Annotated in this window: 18 protein-coding genes and 1 pseudogene; 5 read left to right on the top strand and 14 right to left on the bottom strand. The window is 39.3% G+C overall.

Features of this window, described 5'->3' with window-relative positions:
- Positions 1–9: 9 nt before the first annotated feature.
- Complete coding sequence (locus G7074_RS16545) at positions 10–405, bottom strand: MerC domain-containing protein (protein ID WP_166210000.1); 396 nt, start codon at positions 403–405, stop codon at positions 10–12.
- A gap of 87 nt (positions 406–492) precedes the next feature.
- Here G7074_RS16545 and G7074_RS16540 point away from each other — a divergent pair, with 87 nt between their 5' ends.
- Positions 493–1,698: a GTP-binding protein gene (locus G7074_RS16540; RefSeq protein ID WP_240916333.1), complete on the top strand. Its 1,206-nt coding sequence runs from the start codon at positions 493–495 to the stop codon at positions 1,696–1,698.
- A gap of 494 nt (positions 1,699–2,192) precedes the next feature.
- Here the strand turns inward: G7074_RS16540 and tyrS are convergent, their stop codons facing one another.
- The gene (tyrS, locus tag G7074_RS16535) at positions 2,193–3,479 is read right to left on the bottom strand and encodes a tyrosine--tRNA ligase (protein ID WP_166209997.1); all 1,287 of its coding nucleotides are present in this window, start codon (positions 3,477–3,479) and stop codon (positions 2,193–2,195) included.
- 51 nt (positions 3,480–3,530) lie between these two features.
- On the bottom strand, positions 3,531–4,832 hold the full coding sequence (locus G7074_RS16530; RefSeq protein ID WP_166209994.1) for a patatin-like phospholipase family protein: 1,302 nt from the start codon (positions 4,830–4,832) through the stop codon (positions 3,531–3,533).
- A gap of 119 nt (positions 4,833–4,951) precedes the next feature.
- Here G7074_RS16530 and G7074_RS16525 point away from each other — a divergent pair, with 119 nt between their 5' ends.
- From G7074_RS16525 to dapA, 3 genes are all read left to right on the top strand, one after another.
- On the top strand, positions 4,952–5,629 hold the full coding sequence (locus G7074_RS16525; protein ID WP_166209991.1) for a hypothetical protein: 678 nt from the start codon (positions 4,952–4,954) through the stop codon (positions 5,627–5,629).
- 120 nt (positions 5,630–5,749) lie between these two features.
- The gene (gene ligA / locus G7074_RS16520) at positions 5,750–7,762 is read left to right on the top strand and encodes an NAD-dependent DNA ligase LigA (protein WP_124560847.1); all 2,013 of its coding nucleotides are present in this window, start codon (positions 5,750–5,752) and stop codon (positions 7,760–7,762) included.
- An 85-nt stretch (positions 7,763–7,847) separates the two neighbouring features.
- Entirely contained in the window at positions 7,848–8,735 is an 888-nt protein-coding gene (dapA, locus tag G7074_RS16515) for a 4-hydroxy-tetrahydrodipicolinate synthase (RefSeq protein ID WP_166209988.1), read from the top strand.
- Between the two features lie 96 nt (positions 8,736–8,831).
- Here the strand turns inward: dapA and G7074_RS16510 are convergent, their stop codons facing one another.
- From G7074_RS16510 to G7074_RS16500, 3 genes are all read right to left on the bottom strand, one after another.
- A complete protein-coding gene (locus G7074_RS16510; protein ID WP_124560849.1) occupies positions 8,832–9,314 on the bottom strand; it encodes a GNAT family N-acetyltransferase in 483 nt (160 codons plus the stop codon).
- 200 nt (positions 9,315–9,514) lie between these two features.
- Positions 9,515–10,510, bottom strand: a complete 996-nt coding sequence (locus G7074_RS16505) for a helix-turn-helix domain-containing protein (protein WP_166209985.1) — start codon at positions 10,508–10,510, stop codon at positions 9,515–9,517.
- Between the two features lie 352 nt (positions 10,511–10,862).
- On the bottom strand, positions 10,863–11,039 hold the full coding sequence (locus G7074_RS16500) for a hypothetical protein (protein WP_056871440.1): 177 nt from the start codon (positions 11,037–11,039) through the stop codon (positions 10,863–10,865).
- A 527-nt stretch (positions 11,040–11,566) separates the two neighbouring features.
- Between G7074_RS16500 and G7074_RS16495 the strand changes: the two genes are divergently transcribed.
- Positions 11,567–12,382, top strand: coding sequence for an alpha/beta fold hydrolase (locus tag G7074_RS16495; protein WP_166209982.1), 816 nt, complete (start codon positions 11,567–11,569; stop codon positions 12,380–12,382).
- 66 nt (positions 12,383–12,448) lie between these two features.
- Here G7074_RS16495 and G7074_RS16490 read toward each other — a convergent pair whose 3' ends face one another.
- From G7074_RS16490 to murD, 8 genes and pseudogenes are all read right to left on the bottom strand, one after another.
- A complete protein-coding gene (locus G7074_RS16490; RefSeq protein WP_124560852.1) occupies positions 12,449–13,690 on the bottom strand; it encodes an aminotransferase class I/II-fold pyridoxal phosphate-dependent enzyme in 1,242 nt (413 codons plus the stop codon).
- A gap of 169 nt (positions 13,691–13,859) precedes the next feature.
- Positions 13,860–15,494 carry a cell division protein FtsZ gene (gene ftsZ / locus G7074_RS16485; RefSeq protein WP_124560923.1) on the bottom strand — a complete coding sequence of 545 codons (1,635 nt, stop codon included), beginning with the start codon at positions 15,492–15,494 and terminating at the stop codon, positions 13,860–13,862.
- A 130-nt stretch (positions 15,495–15,624) separates the two neighbouring features.
- Complete coding sequence (gene ftsA, locus G7074_RS16480; protein ID WP_039473398.1) at positions 15,625–16,983, bottom strand: cell division protein FtsA; 1,359 nt, start codon at positions 16,981–16,983, stop codon at positions 15,625–15,627.
- 5 nt (positions 16,984–16,988) lie between these two features.
- Positions 16,989–18,209: a cell division protein FtsQ/DivIB gene (locus G7074_RS16475; RefSeq protein ID WP_124560853.1), complete on the bottom strand. Its 1,221-nt coding sequence runs from the start codon at positions 18,207–18,209 to the stop codon at positions 16,989–16,991.
- A complete protein-coding gene (gene murC, locus G7074_RS16470; protein ID WP_166209979.1) occupies positions 18,202–19,557 on the bottom strand; it encodes a UDP-N-acetylmuramate--L-alanine ligase in 1,356 nt (451 codons plus the stop codon). The genes G7074_RS16475 and murC overlap by 8 nt, the downstream gene beginning before the upstream one ends.
- Before the next feature lie 107 nt (positions 19,558–19,664).
- Positions 19,665–20,767: pseudogene (murG, locus tag G7074_RS16465) on the bottom strand (undecaprenyldiphospho-muramoylpentapeptide beta-N-acetylglucosaminyltransferase).
- A 101-nt stretch (positions 20,768–20,868) separates the two neighbouring features.
- Entirely contained in the window at positions 20,869–22,056 is a 1,188-nt protein-coding gene (locus tag G7074_RS16460) for an FtsW/RodA/SpoVE family cell cycle protein (RefSeq protein ID WP_205944083.1), read from the bottom strand.
- Between the two features lie 15 nt (positions 22,057–22,071).
- The gene (gene murD, locus G7074_RS16455; protein WP_124560856.1) at positions 22,072–23,460 is read right to left on the bottom strand and encodes a UDP-N-acetylmuramoyl-L-alanine--D-glutamate ligase; all 1,389 of its coding nucleotides are present in this window, start codon (positions 23,458–23,460) and stop codon (positions 22,072–22,074) included.
- Positions 23,461–23,593: the final 133 nt, after the last annotated feature.

Genomic DNA, 23,593 nt, shown 5'->3' with positions numbered 1-23,593 from the left:
GGAAAAGAATTAATGGTTATGATTTATGGGACAGGTTTTGAGTAACCGAAGGTTAAAGTAATGTGCTGCTGCAATAGTAAAGCCACCCAATGGGATCAACACAGGTTCCAGTGCTTCCACCCCCGAAAAATGTCCAATAGCAATACAGATAAAACCCAGAATAAGTACCAATATGGGCGCAATACGCTGGTGTTGCTTGTGGTAGCCCGAGCTCAAACTCCACACGCCCAATATTAACGAAACGGCAATCATGGTAATTTCAACTGATTTATTGGCCAAAAAGCCCATCCCCCACATGGGTAAAACAGTAATTACAAAGGGCAGTGCTGCGCAATGTATGGCACAAAGTGTAGAGGCGGTTATGCCCAATCTGTCGAGGTTAATTTTATAGCTCCGCTGTTTCATTCATTTTAAATTTACCCGACAAATATAAAAGCAATAAAGTTGCATTTGAAATATTCAACACTATATTTGCAACATAATTGCATTAACATGATAAAGAAATTACCAGTAACCGTACTAAGCGGTTTTTTAGGCAGCGGAAAAACCACCTTGCTCAATGCCATACTTCAAAACAAGCAGGATTTAAAGGTGGCCGTAATTGTAAATGATATGAGCGAAGTGAACATTGATGCTGCCTTGGTTAAAAACCAGCATACCTTATCTAAAACTGAAGAGAGACTGGTAGAAATGAGCAATGGCTGTATTTGCTGCACTCTGCGCGAAGACCTGATGGTAGAGGTAGAAAAACTGGCTAAAGAAAACCGCTTCGATTACCTATTGATCGAAAGCACGGGGATTTCAGAACCCATTCCCGTTGCGCAGACTTTTTCTTTTATAGATGAAGCTTCGGGTATTGATTTAAGCCGGTTTAGCCGCTTAGATACCATGGTTACTGTTGTAGACGCGTACAACTTCTACAAAGATTTCGGTTCTGCCGAGAAACTCGCCGACCGTAACATGACTGATGATGCCGCAGATAAACGTACCATAGTAAATTTGCTTACCGATCAGATTGAATTCGCCAATGTAATTTTACTGAACAAAGTAGATTTGATTAGTGAAAATGATATAAAGGTTTTAAAAGCTTTAATTGCCAAATTAAACCCTGGTGCTAAAATTTACGAAACTCTTTTTGGCAGTCTTGATCCGGCTTTAATTTTAAATACCGGTTTATTCGACTTTGAATTGGCTGCTGAGGGTGCAGGCTGGAAAAAAGAACTTGAAGAAATTCATCAGCCAGAAACCGAGCAATATGGGATCAGTTCAACAGTTTTCCGCTCAAAAAAACCTTTTCACCCGCAAAGGTTGTGGGATTATATAAACCACGAATTTCCACAACATATTATCAGATCAAAAGGTATATTTTACCTTGCCGCAATGCCAGAGCAGGCCATTAATTTTTCGCAGGCTGGCGGCTCCTTACGCATTGATTTAGCTGGGGTTTGGTGGGCCAGCATGAGCAAAAATGAGAGGATGCAATATGCTGATTACATGGAGAACCAAGCAGAATTACATGCAGAATGGGACAGCGACTTTGGCGATCGCAAAAATGAGTTGGTTTTTATTGGTCAGGAAATGGATAGTAATGCGTTGAAAGAATCGCTTGCTACCTGCTTGCTTACACCTGCAGAGATCGCAGATTATAAAATGGGAGCCTGGTTCGAAAATCCATTTGAACGGGTAATTCCAAATTAGTAATTGGCGAGTTAAAACATTTTTTCAATTAAAAATCCAGCCTATTTATAACCTGAAGACCTAAAAGAATAGAAATTAGCAAATAATTAGTCGATTAAATGAACAAAATGGTCGTTCATTGATACCATTCTCATCAAGATATTGCGTAAGTTTGATCATCCCAAACAAACTATACTTATCATGACATCACCCAAGGACCTAACTGTTGTTACAGGCTGTCCGCCATGTCCGAAATGCAAAAATTTCGAGACTTACAGAGTGCCGCGAGGTTTTCTCTTTAAAACATTAATGCCTTGGGTATCCATTAAACGATACAAATGTTATAAATGCTTTAATAAGTTTTATGTAACCAGATAAGGTCATAAAAAGAAAGCCGCTTTTGTAAAGCGGCTTTCTTTTTAGAATGCTTGAAAAATATCTTGAGTGATAAAATCGCTCTTCTCTCCCATCCCCGTTACAAACGACAACGATGCAGCAGTAGTTTTCCTTTAGTCTTATTCTGCAATCAAAAGGAAATAGTTTTTCTTTCCTTTCTGAACTACAATAAATTTATCGTTAATCAGGTGTTCTGCATTGAAAACCTGCATCACGTCCGCTACTTTTTCTTTGTTAACAGAAACACCACCACCCTGAATCAGCTTTTTGGTTTCACCTTTAGATGGGAAAACTGCAGCCTTTTCTGCAAGCAAAGTCGCGGCATCAATACCATTACTTAACTCTGATTTCGAAATGTTAAACTGCGGTATTCCCTCAAACATTTCTAAAACCTGTTTTTCTGAAAGGCTTTTTAGAAATTCTAAAGATCCATTACCAAATAAAAACTCAGATGTTTTAATGGCTGTTTCCAAAGCCTCAACCGAGTGGGTTTTAACGGTAATATCTTCTGCCAAAGCTTTTTGAAGAATACGCAAATGCGGAGCTGCGTCGTGTTCTTTTTCCAAAGCTTCAATTTCGGTCTGGTTTTTAAGCGTAAAAATGCGGATCCATTTTTTCACATCATCATCTGATGCGTTTAACCAAAACTGGTAAAATTTATAAGGAGAAGTTTTCTCTGGGTCTAACCAAACTGCACCACTCTCGGTTTTACCGAATTTCGTACCATCAGCCTTTTTAATCAACTGTGTGGTAATGGCATAAGCAGTTCCGGCATCTTTTCTTCTGATTAATTCCGTACCGGTAACAATATTTCCCCACTGATCGGATCCCCCCATTTGTACCAGACAGTTTTCGTTTTTCCATAAATGGTAAAAATCATAGCCTTGAATTAACTGGTAGCAGAATTCGGTAAAAGATAAACCAGAATCGCCTTCCAAACGGCGTTTAACGCTATCTTTGGCCATCATGTAGTTTACAGTAATGTGTTTACCAACGTCCCTGATAAAGGTAAAAAGGTTCATGTCCTTAAACCAATCGGCATTGTTAACCATTACAGCGCCATTTCCACCTTCTTCAAATTTCAGGAATTTAGCCAGCTGCTTTTTCATTCCTTTTAGGTTATGCTCAATCATTTCAGGCGTTTGAAGATTACGCTCGTCAGATTTTCCAGATGGATCGCCCACCATACCCGTAGCACCACCAACCAAAGCAAATGGCTTATGGCCAGCGTTTTGAAAATGAATAAGGGTCATGATTTGCGTTAAGTGACCAACATGCAATGAATCTGCAGTAGGGTCAAAACCAATATAACCAGAAGTCATACCTTCGTTTAACTTTTCTTCAGTATTCGGCATAATATCATGTAGCATGCCACGCCACCTTAACTCTTCAACAAAATTCGTCATTGTACAAACACTTTAATAATTGTGCGTGCAAAGATAAAATTTTAGCTTAGTTTAAAGCAAATTAGTTGGTTTTGTAAACCAGTTCTTAAAATCGGTCTTTGCTGCTTCAAAATCCGGATGACCAATGAGACAATTGAGACTGGAATTACTGCGAATAGATTGGTTCGGAACACCTTCACCATTCAACCAGTTGTTGCATAGCTTTTTAATCAGGGCAACTTCATCATCTGCAACCGCATCCATATCCATCGCATTCAGCTTTGCGTACTCATCTTTATCAATTCCTGCCGGTAAATCCCAATGTTTACCCGTCGAATCATCAATCAATACTGGCCTTAAAGCAGGATTCATGCGGATAAAATCGACCGGTTGCGCTGGCATTGATGGGTTCAGGATCATGTAAGCGACAAAAGCAGCCGTATCGGGCGGATCGTTTAAAATACTTGTGCCCATTTTCTGAACATCTTTAATCAGACCCGGCGATTCATGTTTGGCCTTAAGCTCGTCATACTTTACAGGGATCTCTTCATCATATTGCAGTTGTGATACTGTTCCGGTACCGATAGAAAGCACCTGAACGTTCTCAATCTGATATTGCGTCTTGTTACAAATCGCTTCAGTAACCGCCACTAAAACCGGATTATTATTGCCCGTAACACCGCCATCCCAGTAATACTTAGGTTTATTATTAACCGGAAATGTAGCTGGTTCGTTAAAATAGTTAACGGGTGCAGTACTCGAAGCGTGTATGGCATCAACTAAACTGACGATGCAGTCTGCAGGGCTTTCTGCCTGCTGAGGCAGATTTTTAAGCCTTCGTTCAATAACAGCTGTAGAGGCCATACTATCGCAATCGGATCTAAAGAGCTCAGCCCTGTTGCGGTAATAATCGTAACCAATAATCAAAAACTGGGTTTTAATTGCTCCATTTACTGCAATATGCGCCGGAATATCCATCATGTCGATTTGCGCAATGCCGGGTAAAATCTCTTTTAAAGCAATGTGTTTTCGTTTAGTAGCGTATTTAGCACCAATTTTAAATATTCTTGCTACACTGGTTAGTAAACTCCTCTCAAAAAAGCTAAGTTTCGAAAACACCCTGTTTCTCAGCTTTGCATCATCAAATATTTTTTCTATTTCTGAAAGCCGAAGGTTCTCTGCCATTGCTGCCGCTACCAAACTGCCTCCGCTATTGGCCGATACCAGATCGAATTCTGCCAATACTTCATGTCCTGTTGGGTCGGGATTGTTAAAAGTTTCGGCGAACAGCTTACGCAAACATTTCACCTGGATAAGTGCCCAGGAACCACCGCCATCGAGCGATAAGATCCTGTAAGTTTTAGCATTAGGCATGATGCATCAGTTTAAGAACACTTAAAGCTATGCATAATTAGACTCCAAAACAATATAGATTTAGGGTCAATATTTCTAATTCGGGTTTTACAACAAGTTAGAAAATATTACCTTGCAATATGAACTTTTTATCCCATTACTATTTCGACAGGTCAAATCAGGATGCCAATGTGGTAATGGGAACTGTTTTACCCGATTTAATTAAAAATGCATTGAAGGATGCCAATCTGTATCCTCAGAAAAATGAATTTCTATTTAAGGGCAACCCTGACGAAGAAAACCTCTTAACCGGCTGGAAAAGACATTTAGCTGTCGATTTGCATTTCCACTCTTCTGCTTTCTTCTTTGAAAAAACAGCTATCCTAAAGCAGCTGATTAAACCCATTGTTGAAAACACCCCGATACGCCCCTCCTTTTTGGCACATATTGGACTTGAATTGCTACTTGATCATTTATTGATTGAATGTAACCTGATCCAGGTGAACCAATTTTACGACCACCTGAATGCCATTAAAAAAGAATCACTGACTGATTTTCTGGAACATTGTGGTTTAAAGGATCAAAGCGTATTTTTCAAATTTCTCGACAGCTTTATCAGTAGCAAATACTTGCTTAGCTACCAAAAAATAGATAACATCAGTTATGCCTTAAACCGGATCTGCATGCGCCTTTGGCCCGAAACCCTGAGTGAAAAGCAGTTGCAGCAGCTTACTTTTGAACTGGTGTTTTTTAAAGAAGTATTACAAAAGGATTTTATGGTAATTTTTGAGGAGATTGAGGAGAAGCTCAAAGGCTAAAATAATACTCCTCCCCTCTCGCATCTAAATTGGATCTATAATCAGCAATATTCTCTTTGTACACCAAAGCTTTTTGTTTGCAAATTACAAAACCCTTTCATCCTTTTTTTATATTTGTAAATGCCCTTAACAGCGATACAAGAAGAAATGGATGCCCTGGTTGCCGAGCTCAACCAGCACAATTATAATTACTACGTACTGGCCATGCCTACCATTGGCGATTACGAGTTCGATAAAAAACTAAAACATCTTCAGGATCTGGAACATGCAAACCCCGGGTTTGCTGACCCCAACTCTCCTACACAGCGTGTTGGCGGCGATGTGACCAAAAATTTCATTACCGTTAACCATAAATACCCCATGCTCTCGCTGGGAAATACCTATAACGAGCAGGATTTGCGCGACTTTGACGAACGCATCCGTAAAGCCATTGGCGATAATTTCGAGTATGTTTGCGAACTAAAATTTGATGGCTTATCCATCAGCCTGACTTACGAAAATGGTAAACTAGTTAGAGCGGTAACCCGTGGTGATGGTACCAAAGGAGATGAGGTAACGGCTAACGTCAAAACCATCCACACCATTCCACATCAGCTTAAACAGGCTGTAGCACCCGAGCATTTCGAAATTCGTGGTGAAATTTTTATGCACAAAGCAGCTTTTTTACGCTTAAACGCTACCCGCGAAGAATTGGGAGAAATCCCTTATGCTAACCCTCGAAATTTTGCATCAGGTACAATCAAAATGCAAGACAGTAAAGAAGTAGCCAAACGCCCTCTGGATGGCTTTATTTACTTCCTATACACCGATAAAAATGAATTCAAAAACCATTGGGATAGCCTGAATGCAGTAAAAGAATGGGGTTTCCATGTTTGCGAGCACAACAGATTGGTTGCTAACATCGATGCAGTGCTTGATTTTATTCACCATTGGGAAGAAGAACGTTTTAAACTCAGCTACGACATTGATGGGATTGTAATTAAGGTGAACAGTTTTGCCCAGCAACAGGAACTTGGCTTTACCGCCAAATCACCGCGCTGGGCCATTTCGTACAAATACAAAGCAGCCGAGGTTGAAACCATTTTAGAAAAAGTAACCTACCAGGTGGGGAGAACGGGTGCAGTAACTCCGGTAGCGAATTTAAAACCTGTTTTACTGGCAGGGACAACTGTTAAACGCGCCACCCTGCACAATGCCAACGAGATTGAACGTTTAGACCTACATCTTGGTGATACTGTATTTGTAGAAAAAGGCGGTGAGATTATTCCTAAAATTATTAAGGTTAATCTGGATAAACGCTTAGCGGATTCTACTAAAGTTAATTATTTACACAATTGCCCTGAGTGTGGTACCGAACTGATCAGAAAAGAAGGTGAAGCGGTTCATTATTGCCCTAACGATGAAGGTTGTCCGCCACAAATTGTAGGAAAAATACAACATTTCATCTCGCGCAAAGCGATGAACATAGATGGCCTTGGTGATGAAACGATTGAAACCTTTTACAAAAATGGCCTGATAAACCACATTAGTGATTTATATACGCTTCACCAAAAATCAGAACAGTTAAAAACCCTTGATCGTTTTGGCGAACGCTCTATTGACAACATGATTGCCGGTATCGAAAAATCGAAAGAAATGCCTTTCGAGAAAGTCCTGTTTGGTCTAGGGATCCGGTATGTAGGCGAAACGGTAGCGAAAAAATTAGCCGCCGGCGTTAAAAATATCGATAACCTATCGAAGGCTACTGTAGAAGAATTAATTGCCATTGACGAAATCGGGCAGCGCATTGCAGAGAGCATTGTTGAGTATTTTGGAAAATCGGAGCATTTACAGCAGGTAGAATTATTAAAATTAGCCGGATTGCAGTTTGAAATTGAAGAAAAAGTAATTACACTTGATAGTGACCGACTTATTGGAAAAACATTCGTAATTTCGGGCGTTTTTGAAAACTATAGCCGCGATGAGCTAAAAGATATGATTGAAGCCAATGGAGGCAAGATTTTAAGCGGTATTTCGGGCAAATTAAATTATCTGGTAGCTGGCGACAACATGGGGCCTTCAAAGCTGGAAAAGGCAAATAAGCTCAATGTACCTATCATCAGCGATGCAGAACTATTAGAAATGATAAAATAAATGAGGGAGTGATTGAAATTATGAATGATTGATTATAAGCATTCATTCAGTTCCTCACTCAAAATTCAATAATTATTAATTAAAAATGAACAAATTTCAGGGTACTGGTGTAGCGTTGGTTACACCTTTCAACACAGATGGATCAGTTGATTATAATGGTTTAAAAAACCTGATTAATCATTTGGTAGACGGAGGGATAGATTACCTCGTTTCTTTAGGTACAACCGGCGAAACCGCCACTATGACCAAGGACGAGAAGAAGAAGGTGTGGGCCTATACTGCTGAAATTAACGATAACAGATTACCATTAGTTGCCGGAATTGGCGGTAACAACACTTTGGCTGTAGCTGAAGATATGAAAGCTTTCGATACAGCCGGTTATAGTGCCATTTTATCGGTTAGTCCATATTACAACAAACCTACGCAAGAAGGTATTTATCAGCACTACAAATATCTGGCTGAAGTATCTCCTTTAGATTTGATTTTGTATAACGTTCCGGGGCGTACCATGAGCAACATGAGTCCGGAAACCACCTGCAGACTGGCGCACGATTTTAAAAATATCATTGCCACTAAAGAAGCTTCAGGCAGTTTTGATCAGTTTAACCAGATTATGAGAGATAAACCAGCAGACTTTCTTTTGATCTCTGGTGATGATCCGATTACTTTACCAATGATTGCGTTGGGTGCTTCCGGTATTATCTCTGTAATTGGAAATGCTTTGCCCAAACAGCTTTCTGATATGGTGAAACAATGTTTGGTAGGCGATTTTAAAGGTGCTACCCCAGCCCACTTAAACCTGATCGAGTTTACCCGTTTGGCTTTCGCTGAAGGAAACCCTGCAGGTATTAAGGCAGCATTAAAACATATTGGTGTGTGCGGAGATACAGTTAGATTACCATTACTTAAAGCTTCTTCGCAACTTGAACAGTTAATTGTAAAAGAAATCGAAAAATTAAGTGTTGTAGCTTAAAATAGGTTTTGCCTGGATAGATAAATATCCATACGACAAGATTCATAAGTAAAAAATCCCTTTGAGTTATTTCTAATTCAAAGGGATTTTTTCTTTCTAGGCAATTAACATATTTCTTCGTTCCATGAGCAAGTTATCCTGCCATATTCCGTTTACTTTACCAATCTTTTCGCGATAGCCCACAACCCTGAAGCCCGCCTTTTCGTGAATTTTTAATACTGCTGCGTTTTGCAGAAAAATTCCAGCCTGCAACATCCAAACGCCCACCTTCTCGCTCTCTTTAATTAAGGTATCGAGCAACAAAAAACCAATCCCTTTGTCTTTGTGTCCCTGTTTTACATAAACTTCAATTTCAGCTACACCTACCCGATCGTATTTAACTGATACAGGCAATAAAGCAATCCAACCTATAATTTCTTTTTCTTTGCAGGCCACAAACCTACACACTTTACTATGTGATGAGTCCCAGTCTTTCCACGACATTTCCGGAGTTCTAAAACTTGCTATACCTGTTTTGATTCCTTCCTGATAAATTGTACTCACTACATCCCAATCTGCTGCACGCATTGCTCTTACCATAGTTTCAATCAAATTTTGAGTCAAAAAAAACACTAGATACCATATAGTCTATCTTGTTTATACTACAAAAATACCCAAAACAGTACCTTTTCTACATGTTTAACAAAACAAGTTTGTCCTGTATTATAAATCAACACAAGTATATCTTAAAAAGTTGCTTAAAAGTGTATTTTCGTAACAGAAACGTTAAGTTAACGTTTTTATGGACAGCCATTTTTGGCATATTCGACAGGGCTCACGCCAACCAGCTTCTTAAAAGCATTGTAAAACGCGCTGCGCGATGAAAAACCTGCACTATAGGCCAATGCCTCTAAAGTAAAATTTTGAACTATTTCGGGGTTACGCAGGCTTTCTTTAATCCAGTTGATTCGATATTGATTGATGTAATCGATAAAACTCTTGTTAATGTAATTATTGAGTACGATAGAGAGTTTATGACTGCTTAAACCTATTTCTTGCGCCAATGATTGCAGCCTGATGGCTTTATCCCTAAAAGATTGATGAGTATCCATATGCGTTCGTAATTTTTCCTCCCACATTTCGAGCTCTTTATTCCTTTCTTGCTGCACTGTAAAACTTTTCTTAACCCCTAAAAGTGTCGACGGCTTTACATTAAGCAAAGAGGCAATTAGTTCCGAAGGTAAACGATCTAAATAACCGGGATTAGTTTTGGCAAAATACTGATATCGTTCTTTTGCATTCCCAACCCTTATAATATGTGCCCGTTGCTGCGCATGTTTATAATATTTCTCTAAAATTACCCTAAAAATATAATTCAGTTCAAAATATTGCAGAAACAGCCTGTTTATTTCATTGTTGTGAATGGCTAGCAGATCGGTATCTTCAACCGCAATAACATATTCTTGCGAATGGGCTAACCCGTGCAGCCCCGATATAGAACTTACAAACTCATTCTCTATGGATATATAAGTTGTAATCTGCTGTCGTTTGTGGGTAGTACAGCCCATCAATGCCCCTTTTTTGATAAAATAGATGTACTCGCATACTTCATTTTCGTTAAAAAGGATCTGATCTTTTTTGATACTTAGCGCCTGAACATGTATTTCAAATTCTTTAACCAACTCTTTACTAACGGGATACACACTCGACATGATCTTCAGCACGCGATTAATATCTTCCTTATTAGAACAATTGTATTTTAAATATCCCGGCATCTTATATCCTAAATTACTCATGCTTATCCATCCTCAGCCTGATTACTCACAACAAACAATATTGATTAGATTTCTACCTCAGGAGGTTATTTAATAACCAGAGGAGTAATTTCTTAAATAACTACCCGGTATTCACGGCAAAAAAAGGGGAGCGGCCAAGTCTTTACGCGATAAATGTTACGACTTGTAAAGAAATTATAGTGGTGACAAAAATAGAAAACAAATAAGACTTATTAGCAGAATAGCATAAAGCTTAACAAATCGTCTTATTATTTTTACAAAGGAGAAGCATATTTGTAACCAGATAAAAGCACATAAACAACAAAGGCCCCTGAAAATTTCAAGAGGCCTTTGTTTAAATATTTTTGATGGCTTAAGCTTTGTTTTTGGTATCCTGTACTTCTAAACGAATGGCCTGAGCTAAGTTTTTAAGATCTTGCATACCTTTACGTATGCGGGTTCCGGCGGCGCTGTTGCCTTTGTTATAAAACTTGTCTGCGTCAGCTTCTAAAGCTGCAACTAAACTTTTTACTTCTTCAAATTTTTTCATTTTTTATGGCTCCTATAATTTTAAAGGTTTGATTTTTAATTATCTAACTCTAATTTAAACGGTTTAGTGTAATAAAAAAATTTTTGCTATGATAAAAAACAGCCTCTAAAGGCCTTTTTTTTCCACATTAACAGTAATTATGAACATATATAATATTAAAAAAAATAAACAAACAACTGTTTATCAACAAAATACAAACCAAAACACAAATACAGCCCTTAAAAAAGGCTTTGTGTGCCTCCATGTAATTTTATTTATACATATACAGCACGAATGATCTGTCTGGCAAACTAAAAATTAAACTACAAAATTGTCCAAAATTGAAAAGGCAGTTAATAAATAGCCCATGATTCAATAAACAATGACCAATAACCTGGAATCCGCGAATAATAATCAAAGAACCATTGAACGAATGACCAATAAACAAATGAACCAGCTAACAAATAAACAAATGGTTAACAATTAATTAAAGAATGTAACGTAAATTGCAATTACCGCCTACAAACATTCATAAAATTCTTAAAGCTATGAGTACAATTAAAGTAAAAGACGGAACCGAAATCTATTATAAGGATTGGGGTTCGGGACAACCTATCGTATTTCATCACGGATGGCCGTTATCTGGAGATGACTGGGATACACAAATGATGTTCTTTGCTAACCAGGGCTACCGTGTAATTGCTCATGACCGTCGCGGACATGGCCGATCTGGCCAGGCTTCGGAAGGGCATAACATAGAAACCTATGCTGCTGATGTTGCCGAATTAACTGCCGCGTTAGATTTAAAAGATGCGATACATATCGGCCACTCTACGGGTGGTGGCGAAGTAGCCAGATATGTAGCCAAAAATGGCGACCGGGTTGCAAAGGCAGTATTGATTAGTGCCATTACACCCGTTATGATCCAGAGCGAGAACAACCCTGAAGGAGTACCTTTAGCAATTTTTGACGAAATACGTCAGGGAACAGGTTTTAACAGGGCACAATATTATCATGATTTTACAGATGCATTTTACGGTTACAACCGTGAAGGCTCAAAATCAAGTGCCGGCGTTAAAAACAACTGGTGGCGGCAGGGTATGATGGGCTCGGTTAAAGCGCATTATGAAGGTATTAAAGCCTTTTCTGAAACCGATTTAACTGAAGACCTTAAAAGCATAAAAGTACCCGTATTGGTACTACATGGCGAAGACGACCAGATTGTTCCTTTTCATCAGGCACCAAAAGCAGCGGCACTATTGCAAAACGGAAAACTGATTGCCTACCCGGGTTTTCCACATGGCATGCCAACTACCGAAGCAGAAACCATCAATAAAGATATTTTAGATTTTATTAAGTCTTAGAGAAGTTTAAAATGCAAGAAGCCGGTTATTTTATCAATAACCGGCTTTTTTATATTTATTTCCTACTTAAGCAGTAGCAAACTGGTTTTCTTTATAATAACCACTTTCTAATTTCTGGGCTACTTCGCTAAATGCATCTAAAGTACGCTGAACATCTTCTAAAGTATGTACCGCTGTAGGAATTAAGCGCAGTTCGATCATTCCTTTAGGGATTACCGGATATACCACGATAGAACAGAAAATGCTATAATTTTCGCGCAAATCGTATGTAATTGCAGTAGCATCTGTTAGTTCTCCTTTTAAGAATACCGGAGTTACGACTGAATCGGTTACACCTAAATCAAAACCACGTTCGCGCAGGCCTTTTTGCAGGGTCATGGCTATTTCCCAAAGTTTATCTTTTAATTCTGGCTTGCTTTTTAACAGTTCTAAGCGTTTTAACAAACCGATAACCATTGGCATTGGTAATGCTTTAGCAAAAGTCTGAGAACGCATGTTATACCTCAAGAAATTGGTAATTTGCTCAGTAGAAGCTACAAAAGCGCCAATACCAGCCATCGATTTAGCGAAAGTACCAAAGTATACATCAATACCTTCTATACAATCCTGTGCTTCATGTGTACCTGCACCAGTTTTACCCATGGTACCAAAACCATGTGCATCATCAACCAGGATACGGAAGTTGAAATCTTTTTTAAGATCTACAATTTCTTTTAATTTACCCTGTGCACCGCTCATTCCGAAAACACCTTCGGTAATTAACAAAATTCCACCACCAGTTTCTTCAACCAATTTGGTAGCACGTTCTAATTGTTTACGGGCACTTTCTATATCGTTGTGTTTGTAAACAAAACGTTTACCCATGTGCAAACGCAAACCATCTACAATACAAGCATGCGATTCGGCATCGTACACTACAACATCATTTCTATCTACTAAAGTATCGATAATAGATACCATTCCCTGGTAACCATAGTTTAATAAAAATGCATCGGGCTTACCAACAAATTCTGCAAGTTCCTGCTCTAACTGCTCATGATAGTTTGAGTTACCGCTCATCATACGGGCACCCATTGGGTAAGCCATACCAAATTTTGCAGCAGCTTCTTCATCTGCTTTTCTAACTTCGGGGTGATTGGCTAAACCTAAATAGTTATTTAAACTCCAAACCAAGTGCTCTTTTCCACGGAACTGCATGTGTGGTGCAATTTCTCCCTCTAATTTTGGAAATGAGAAATACCCATGAGACCATTTTTGGTGTTGACCTAGCGGCCCCATGTGTTTTGCTATTTTATCAAATATATCCAATGTATTATCTGTTTTTTATTATAAAAATTTTGCGAATTTAAGCTTTATTCATCTTAAAATCAACCATATTCATCCTTTGGCTGTCAATTAACATTTTCACTATGCTAATTTTATGCCAAAAAAGCCCCGGTTTTTATTTCGGGCTTTTAAAGGTATTATTTGGGTCGATTTAGTCAACGTTGTCGTGCAGAAAAGAATTGTTAGGTCTGATTTCTGTACCTCCATCCTGATCGTTGCTTAGCGTAAAACGGCTAACCTGCGATTCTGATGAATGCTGAACTTGCTGTAACTGCATTTGTTTACGCTTGTAAGCAGGTTCGTTTTCCAGTTCTTGCAAACCATTTGTAGTACGCAATTTCATACTCAAATCTTTTAAACGTAAAATACGTTCTTTCGATTTTTTCAATTGCTCTTCCATTGATTCGTCGTTCTTATCATCATCTAAACCAATAACCGGCATTTCTGGTTCTGGTTCAGGCGCATGCATTTGAGCAACTTCAGCAACTGGTGTTTCGAAAACAAAATTGGTTTCTGCCAACTTCACTTCAAATTCAAAGCCTGTTTCCTGAGTCTCCTCAACGGCATGTGGCTCTTCTTCAATCAAAGTATGACGAACCACATTGTTTTCTGGTTCCTGAACTTTCTGAGTTTCAGCTTTATTAAACATACCACCAAACAGATCTACTTGCGAAATCTCTTCTTTAGCTTTTAAAACCGGCTCATATGATGGAGCTGCTTTAGGCTGAATAAAAGAATTTACTGGTTCAACGGGACGAACTAGCGGAGCTTCTTCTGGTGTTAAAAGTGATATTTTCTTTTTATTTTTTTCTTCGTGTACGCGTTCTTCTGAAGTTTGGAAACCTGTAGCAATAATGGTAACTGAAAGTTTATCGCTCAAAGATTCGTCGGTACAGTTACCCCAGATTAAATCGGCAGATAAACCTGCTTTTTCCTGAATGTAATCGGTAATAATCGAAACTTCATCCATGGTTACCTCACGCAGGCCAGAACTGATATTCAATAAAATATAACGGGCACCTTCAATTTCATTGTCTTTTAATAATGGAGAAGCTAAAGCACCTTCAACCGCTTGTAATGCACGATCTTCGCCTTCGGCAGCAAAGCTACCCATAATGGCTACACCGCTATCTTTCATTACGGTACGCACATCTTTAAAATCGACGTTGATATAACCTGGTACTGTAATGATTTCGGCAATACCTTTGGCGGCGGTGGTTAAGATATCATCGGCCTGACCGAAAGCTGAGCCCAAGGTTAAGTTTCCGAAAATCTCACGTAGGCGGTCGTTAGAAATTACAAGATAAGAATCTACGTATTTCTTCAGTTCTTCCATCCCTTCGTCGGCCTGTAACCTACGTCTTTTCCCTTCGAAAGAAAAAGGCGTTGTAATAATGGCCACGGTTAAAATGTCAAGTTCTTTTGCAGCTTTTGCGATAATTGGCGATGCACCTGTTCCGGTACCACCACCCATTCCTGCCGTAATAAAAAGCATTTTAGTGGTACTACCCAACATTGCCTTAATATCATCTATATTTTCTATTGCCGAGTTTTTACCAACCTCGGGAATAGAACCAGCACCCATTCCTTCGGTTAAACTTGCACCTAATTGTACCTTGTTAGGTATAGGGCTAGATTCCAAAGCCTGGGCATCTGTATTACAAATAATAAAATCCACACCAGTAATACCCGACAGGTACATATGGTTCACCGCGTTGCCGCCACCGCCCCCAACACCAATTACCTTGATGATTGAAGACTTATCTTTTAACATTTCGAACTGCATATCTTTATGAATCAGTTGTTTAAAAATTTTTAAATTCTGTTCATTACTCAATGTAATATTAACACTTTTTCAACAGACGTTTTCCACAAGTGTTAAGAATGTGGAAAACTCTTTCTTTGTTGAAAAATAATTAGCTTTTCAAGTAATCTTCATCGCTCACATTCATATCATCCTGAATGAAAGTTCTTGTTTTTGCCAATAATTTATCGAATAAACCTGGTCCGCGTTTTTCTTTTTCCTTAGCTGCTTTTGGTTTCTCAACAAAAACTCCAGGTTGTTTCATTTCTTCAATCAGTTCTTCAGCTTTCTGAATTCCTTTAATTAACAAACCAACACTGGTTGCATACATCGGGCTCTTTAAGTCATCATAGATGGCTTTAGGCATATCTTCGTATTTAGATAAGTGCTCATTAGGATAACCAATGCGGCAATCTAAACCGGTTACATATTCTACAGCTTGCGATAAGTGTTTCAGCAAAGCACCACCACCAGTAATTACAATACCACCGATCAGTTTTTTCTCATAACCAGAAGATTTGATCTCGTAATACACGTGCTCGATAATCTCTTCCATACGGGCCTGAATAACATAGGCCAGGTTTTTAACTGAAATTTCTTTTGGTTCGCGGCCACGTAAACCCGGAACACAAATGATTTCATTTTCCTTATTCTCTTCAGCCAATGCCGAACCGAAACGTGTTTTCAACAACTCAGCCTGGTTGCGCATTACCGAACAGCCTTCTCTGATATCCTCAGTAACACTATTACCGCCAAATGGGATAACCGCTGTATGGCGGATAATACCTTCGTGGAAAATAGCGATATCGGTAGTACCACCACCAATATCAACCAGGGCAATACCAGCTTCTTTTTCTTCCTCGCTCAACACCGATTCAGACGAAGCCAATGGCTCAAGAATTAGATCCTGAGTTTGCAGCCCTGCATTGTTTACACATTTAATGATATTTTTTACTGCGGTAACCTGACCGGAGATAATGTGGAAGTTGGCTTCCAAACGCACTCCTGCCATACCAATCGGATCTTTGATACCAGGTTCGTTATCGATGGTAAATTCTTGCGGCAATACATGAATGATCTCCTCACCCGGAGGCATTACCAGCTTAAACATATCATCAATTAGCTTGTCGATATCTTTTTTGCCGATTTCGTTGTTTAATTCTCTTCTTGTTAAAATTCCTCGGTGCTGTAAGCTCTTAATGTGCTGACCAGCAATACCCACATTTACCACCTGTATTTCTACATTGGATTGTCCGCTTGCTACTTCAACTGCTTGAGCAATGCCCTGTACGGTTTTTTGGATATTAGAAACTACTCCACGTGTTACTCCTGCCGATTCTGCTTTTCCAATTCCTAAGATCTCTATCTTACCGTGCTGTGTTCTACGACCAACGATAACACAAATTTTTGTAGTACCGATATCCAATCCTACTACAATGGGCGACTGACTGGTAAATTTTGCCTTGTCCATATTCGTTAATTTTGCTGAGTTTTATACTGTTTTTCCAGGGCTCTGATTTCTTTCTCTCTCGCCTCTCTCTGTTTTTTTAAATCTGCCTCAGATTTTGCCGGCTTTGGCTGTGTTGTTACCGTTTGCTTCGGTTTTTCTTTTTTATCCGCAGGTTTTATTTCCTTTGGTTTAGTGGCCGATGTTACTGCCGGCTTTTTTTCTTCTTTTTTAGCTGTTTCCGTTTTTTTGGCTTCTACCTTTTTAGGCTCCACTTTTTTCGGTTCTGGTTTCTTAGGCTCGGGCTTTGCTACTACCACCTTTTTAGGCTCTTCTTTTTCGGCCTCATCTGCTTCGGGCCTATCATCCATTGCCTCACCAATTGTACTTTTGATTAGCGAATCTGCCACACTGCGTTGTATCCTCAAACTATCGGCTGCAGAAAATGTTTTGCCTTTTTTACCTAACTCTGTCGAATCTCTTTTTTCGCATACAATCTGATTGGTGTACTTGATATTTATGGTTTTATAAGTATCCCAACCTACCTGCGGCATTGCCTTTTTATAGAACAGCAACAGGTTTTTCATCTTCTTTTCAAGCGAATCGGCATTACCCAAAATAATACGCTGGTTACCTACCCTTGGGATCAGTGTAATGTCGTTTTTCTGATCAACTACGATCTGTTCAATCTGCGAATCCCAAAGCGTATCTTTTTTAATGTACTGGGCAGTTTTATATAAATCGCGCCCCAGCTGCGTATGCAAAGTATCCACCCGACTTCCAAAAACTTCTGAAATATGCCCTGTTGCAACCAATACATTCGCTGTAAAATTCGACGAAATCGGCATTTTCAATCCGTCATTGTCAATGTAAAAATCCTGCCCGTTCTCGTTTAAAATACGCACAATAGGCTGGCGTTGTTTCACTTCGATATGCAACACCCCATCCATATCTACATATACCTTGGCAAAGCCGATATAAGGGTTAGATTGCAATTTCTTTTCAATCTGGTGGATATTAATATTCTCCAGGTTTCTGCCCAATAATACACCCTGATCCTGCTTTAAAATTTCGTCAATTTCTTCGCGTTCGATAAAATTATCGGCACCAGGGATAATAATTTTAACATCAGTACATTTAACGGTTTGCTTTTTAACGTTAATAAAACCCAAAAGCACAACCACCCCTGCCAGACTGATTAGCCAGGCAAAGCCAGTAAAAATTGCGCTCCAGTTTATCCGCTTAAGCATTGTTCAAAGTATTTTTTAAAGGTTCAATAATGGTATCAATATCACCGGCACCTACAGTTAAAATTAATTCAGGTTTTGTGTCCTTAACGTACTGAACCACAAAATCTTTTCCACATATTTTCTTATCACTTAAAGTGATTTTATCGAGCAAAAACTGCGCGTTTATACCCGCCAACGGCAATTCTCTGGCTGGATAAATTTCCAGCAACAGCAATTCATCGGCTGTGCTCAAAACTTTTGCAAATTCATCGGCAAAATCTCTGGTACGGGTAAACAGGTGTGGTTGAAAAATTACCGTCAGTTTTTTATCCGGATAGAGCTGTCTTACCGCATCAAAGCAGGCTTTCAGTTCTTCAGGATGATGTGCATAATCATCGATATAAATCTGATTACCGTTGTTTACGATATACTCGAAACGGCGTTTAACTCCTTTAAAATTTGCAACCGCTTGTTTTACTTTATCTGCCTCGATACCCAAAGCCAGAGCTATTGCAATAGCCACAGTAGTATTCTCTACATTGTGCTTACCAGGCAGCATTAAGCTAATATCTTTTATACTTTGCGTAGCATCGGTATAATCGAACACAAATTTGGAGCCTTGTACCCTTAGGTTTTCAGCCCGTGCGTTTGCTGTTGCACTAGCGGCATAACTCGTGTTATTTGCCAAAGGCAAGCCTTCGTGCGCGTAAAGCGTACCGCCATCTTTTAACTGTGCAGCAAACAAGCGGAAGGATTCCTCTAAATGGCTTTTATCACCGTAAATATCCAAATGGTCAGCATCCATCGAGGTTACCACCGCTACATCGGGGTGTAAGGTTAGAAACGAACGATCATACTCATCAGCTTCTACCACTACCACATTGTTGTTTCCAAAAAGCACATTACTGTTGTAGTTACTGGTTATACCACCTAAAAAGGCTGTACAATCGTAACCGGTATCCTTTAATATATGTGCTACAATAGATGAGGTTGTGGTTTTACCATGTGTACCAGCTACTGCAATGCAAAACATGCCTTTACTGATAATACCCAATACTTCAGACCGTTTTTTAAGACTAAATCCCTTGTGAATAAAGTGATTTAAAATCTTCGAATCTTTTGGTATAGCAGGCGTATAAACTACTAAAGTATCATCCTGGTTATCTAAAAATGCACAAGGCAATGAAGCAGCTTCGTCCAGATAGGTTATCAAAATACCTTCCTGTTCTAATGTTTCGGTCAGCTTAGTTCTGGTTTTATCGTAACCACAAACCACTTGTCCGCGTTTAGCAAAATAACGGGCAAGCGCGCTCATGCCGATACCACCGATACCTACGAAGAAAACCCTATTTATTTTACTTAATTCCATTTTATTTTAGATTTGAGATGATAGATGAAGATTTGAGATCTGAGAATGCGACATAACGCCTATCTCAAATCTAATTCCTTCTATCTAACATCTTTATTTTCATATCGCTACTTAATCAATTTCAATACTTCTCCTGCAATAATCTCGTCAGCCTTTGGCAACGCCATTTTAGCCAGGTTTGCCGAGAGTTGCTCACTTTGCGCTTTATTATTTAACAAGGCTAAGGCCTCTTTCACCAGGGTATCTTCTGCAGCGCGATCGTTAATTAATATCGCTGCTCCATTTTTTACCAGTGCCATTGCATTTTTGGTCTGGTGGTCTTCTGCCACATTTGGCGAAGGCACCAAAATTACTGGTTTGGCAATGAGGCAAAGCTCTGCAATGGTTCCTGCTCCTGCCCGCGAGATAATGATATCGGCTGCAGCATAAGCCAGGTCCATTTTATTTAAAAACTCCAGAATGCGAACATTTGGGTGATAATCCACTCCCAATCTTTCGATAACTCCTTTGTAATAATATTTGCCTGTTTGCCAGATCACCTGCACATCATGCGCAATTATTTCGGGCAAATGTTTTTCAATGGCTTTGTTCAATGTACCAGCTCCCAAACTTCCCCAGTAACCATAATGGTCTTTTTCAAAGGATCGAGCTTTAACAGTTCGGCACCTGCGTAGTGTTTCCCCTTAATATCTACCACTTCCTGACGAACAGGATTACCGGTTTTCAAAATCCGATCGGCCGGAAAAAACTGATCCATCTGATCGAAAGCCACACAAATTTTAGATGCTTTTTTACCCAGCCATTTATTGGTAATACCAGCATAAGAATTCTGTTCCTGTATCAGGTATGGAATTCCTTTCAAAGATGCGGCATACAACAAAGGCCCGGAAGCATAGCCACCCACACCTACAACCGCATCGGGTTTAAAATCGTTAATAATCTGTATCGCCTTGCGTACGCTACCAATTACCTTAAATGGAAGTGCCAAATTTTTCACAATCGAACCACGTTGCATTCCACTAATATTTAAACCAATAATCTTATATCCGGCCGCGGGAACTTTTTCCATTTCCATCCGGCCTATTGCACCCACAAATAAAATTTCACAGGCAGGCACCAAGCGTTTAAGCGCATTGGCTATGGCTACGGCGGGAAAAATGTGCCCGCCGGTGCCACCACCTGATATGATAATTTTTGGGGAATTATTCATTTTTATCATTAATTATTAAATGAATGAATTTTGAATAAATAAATGTTTATCTGCAAAAGCGACATTCTCTAATTCAATCATTCACTAACTCAATTATTTTGTTAAGCCATCGCCGGAATTTCTCCAACGATTATTTTATTATCTATTTTTTCTTCTTTCGAAGTAATTTTTGCGTTTTCTTCCACATCACGGCTTACACTCAAAATAATACCAAAGGCCACACTGGTAAAAATCATTGAGGTACCTCCCATACTTACCAGTGGAAGTGGAACCCCGGTTACCGGGCCTAAACCTACCGCTACAGCCATATTGGCAAAAGCCTGAATAGTAAGACTAAAACTTAGTCCCGCTGCCAGCAGTGCCCCAAATGCCTTGGGTGCCCGCGTTACGATCTTGATACATCGGTATAAAAGCACCAGGTATAGTATCATAATAACAATTCCTCCCAGTGTTCCCCATTCTTCAATAATAATGGCGAAAATAAAATCGGAATACGGGTGTGGCAGGAAGTTGCGCTGCGTACTATTACCTGGTCCTTTACCAAAAATACCACCAGTAGCCAGGGCAATTTTTGCCTGATCTGCCTGGAAAGTTTTATCTGAATGCTGCATTTCGGGATGCATAAACGTATTGATACGCGACATGTATGTTTTACGCCTTGGCCCTAAAAAGAACACAAACAACAGGAGCACAAAACCACCTGCACAAACAATTGCAATCTGTTTAATACTGATCCTTCCAATAATTAACAGCAAAATACTTACACCAAACAGCATTAAAGCTGTAGAGAGGTTGGCCAGTGCAATTAAAACAAACACCACACAAACCGAACCCATAATTGGTATAAATGATTCTTTTACGTCTTTAATATTCTCTTGCTTTTTGGTGAGCATCCGCGCCAAAAATGTAATTAATGCAAGCTTGGCTAAATCGGAAGTTTGAAACGTTAATCCAATTACCGGTATTTTTACCCAGCGAGATGCATCGTTTAAGTTGGTTCCGAATATCAATGTATAAAACAGCAAGGGGATGGTTACAATCATCAACACCTTCGAAATACCGGCATAGTAGCGATAATCGAGCAGGTGGGCAATGTAAATCATACCAATACCCATCAATACAAAAATCAGGTGTTTGGTTAACAAAAGCTTTTCTACGGCTTCGCCTTTTTTATACGCCAAAGTTCCTGTTGCACTGTACACCGCCATTACCGATATAAGCGAAAGCAGGATGATGATCAACCAGATCCACCTGTCGCCTTTTGTTTTGTTAAGTAGTGCCTGCAACATATATTGAGCCTCCTATTATAATTCTCTAACTGCCGCTTTAAACTGATTACCGCGGTCTTCATAATTTTTAAATAAATCGAAACTTGCACAAGCTGGCGAAAGCAAAACGGTATCGCCACGTTTAGCCAGGTGAAAAGCAATCTGGGCAGCCTCATCAGCCGAAAACGTATTTACAATTACATCTACGTCGTCTTCAAAAGCATCGTGGATACGTTTGTTGTCCTTACCCAAGCAAACAATAGCCTTAACTTTACTTTTAACCAAATCTTTAAGCATGTTATAATCGTTCCCCTTATCAACACCGCCCATAATCAACACTACATCGCTGGTCATGCTTTCTAAGGCATACCAAGTAGAGTTTACATTGGTGGCTTTACTATCGTTGATAAAATCGATTCCAGAAATTTTGGCTACATGCTCTAAGCGATGTTCAATGTTTTTGAAATTACCCATGCTTTCGCGGATAGAATCATTTCTCAATTCCAGAACTTTGGCTACAATGCCAGAAGCCATAGAATTATAAACGTTGTGCTTGCCCTGTAAGGCTAAATCTGAAATAGACATGGTTAATTGATTATTTGGTTCAGTAAGGATATGTATTGTTGTTTCTTCTAAATAAGCTCCTGTTTCAACTGGTTTAACAATTGAAAAAGGGTAAGTTTTGGCGAGGGGTTTGGCAATAGCCATAGCTTTTAAGCTTTCCTGGTCATCAGCACAGTAAATAAAAACATCTGCTGCTGTTTGATTTTGGATAATGCGCATTTTCGATGCTGCATAATTTTCCAATTTATAATCGTAACGGTCTAAATGATCGGGTGTGATATTCAATAAAACAGCGATATCAGCCTTAAATTCAAACATATCATCGAGCATAAAGCTTGAGATCTCCAAAACATAATATTCGTAATCTTCGGTTGCTACCTGTGCGGCAAAGCTTTGTCCGATATTACCTGCCAGCCCCACATTTAAACCTGCATTTTTTAAAATGTGATAGGTTAATAAACTAGTAGTCGATTTTCCGTTCGACCCTGTAATACAAATGGTTTTAGCATTGGTATAGCGTTTGGCAAACTCAATTTCCGAAATCACCGGAATTCTTTTAGCCACCAGTTTTTTAATAATTGGGGCACTTGGTGGAATACCCGGACTTTTAATTACTTCTCTTGCATTTAGAATCAGCTCTTCTGTATGCTTTTCAGATTCAAAGGGGACACCAAGCTTCTCTAAAGCCGCTTTATACTTATCTGCAATTACACCAAAGTCTGAAACAAATACTTCGAAACCTTTGGCTTGCGCCAATTTTGCTGCACCAACGCCACTTTCGCCAGCGCCAAGAATAACCACACGGCCCTGCCCGGTCATTGCTGAGGGAGTATTGCTTGATGTGATATTACTTGTGCTCATTTTTTTATTTTTTTGTATTAAGTATTTAGTCGCTGGTGGTGAGTATTAGGTATCGAAACCTGAATACCATATACCTTTTACTTTATTTCTTTATTGCGATTGATCGACCTTCCTGCCTTCAACCTTTCTATCT

It is taken from the genome of Pedobacter sp. HDW13 (assembly GCF_011303555.1).
Taxonomy (GTDB): Bacteria; Bacteroidota; Bacteroidia; order Sphingobacteriales; family Sphingobacteriaceae; genus Pedobacter.
This window is presented reverse-complemented; position numbering and strand designations above follow the sequence as displayed.

What these genes read in the sequence shown, in the direction of transcription:
- G7074_RS16545 (WP_166210000.1), bottom strand. Translation starts at nt 405, where the DNA reads ATGAAACAGCGGAGCTATAAAATTAACCTCGACAGATTGGGCATAACC.
- G7074_RS16540 (WP_240916333.1), top strand. Translation starts at nt 493, where the DNA reads ATGATAAAGAAATTACCAGTAACCGTACTAAGCGGTTTTTTAGGCAGC.
- tyrS (WP_166209997.1), bottom strand. Translation starts at nt 3,479, where the DNA reads ATGACGAATTTTGTTGAAGAGTTAAGGTGGCGTGGCATGCTACATGAT.
- G7074_RS16530 (WP_166209994.1), bottom strand. Translation starts at nt 4,832, where the DNA reads ATGCCTAATGCTAAAACTTACAGGATCTTATCGCTCGATGGCGGTGGT.
- G7074_RS16525 (WP_166209991.1), top strand. Translation starts at nt 4,952, where the DNA reads ATGAACTTTTTATCCCATTACTATTTCGACAGGTCAAATCAGGATGCC.
- ligA (WP_124560847.1), top strand. Translation starts at nt 5,750, where the DNA reads ATGCCCTTAACAGCGATACAAGAAGAAATGGATGCCCTGGTTGCCGAG.
- dapA (WP_166209988.1), top strand. Translation starts at nt 7,848, where the DNA reads ATGAACAAATTTCAGGGTACTGGTGTAGCGTTGGTTACACCTTTCAAC.
- G7074_RS16510 (WP_124560849.1), bottom strand. Translation starts at nt 9,314, where the DNA reads ATGGTAAGAGCAATGCGTGCAGCAGATTGGGATGTAGTGAGTACAATT.
- G7074_RS16505 (WP_166209985.1), bottom strand. Translation starts at nt 10,510, where the DNA reads ATGAGTAATTTAGGATATAAGATGCCGGGATATTTAAAATACAATTGT.
- G7074_RS16500 (WP_056871440.1), bottom strand. Translation starts at nt 11,039, where the DNA reads ATGAAAAAATTTGAAGAAGTAAAAAGTTTAGTTGCAGCTTTAGAAGCT.
- G7074_RS16495 (WP_166209982.1), top strand. Translation starts at nt 11,567, where the DNA reads ATGAGTACAATTAAAGTAAAAGACGGAACCGAAATCTATTATAAGGAT.
- ftsZ (WP_124560923.1), bottom strand. Translation starts at nt 15,494, where the DNA reads ATGCAGTTCGAAATGTTAAAAGATAAGTCTTCAATCATCAAGGTAATT.
- ftsA (WP_039473398.1), bottom strand. Translation starts at nt 16,983, where the DNA reads ATGGACAAGGCAAAATTTACCAGTCAGTCGCCCATTGTAGTAGGATTG.
- G7074_RS16475 (WP_124560853.1), bottom strand. Translation starts at nt 18,209, where the DNA reads ATGCTTAAGCGGATAAACTGGAGCGCAATTTTTACTGGCTTTGCCTGG.
- murC (WP_166209979.1), bottom strand. Translation starts at nt 19,557, where the DNA reads ATGGAATTAAGTAAAATAAATAGGGTTTTCTTCGTAGGTATCGGTGGT.
- G7074_RS16460 (WP_205944083.1), bottom strand. Translation starts at nt 22,056, where the DNA reads ATGTTGCAGGCACTACTTAACAAAACAAAAGGCGACAGGTGGATCTGG.
- murD (WP_124560856.1), bottom strand. Translation starts at nt 23,460, where the DNA reads ATGAGCACAAGTAATATCACATCAAGCAATACTCCCTCAGCAATGACC.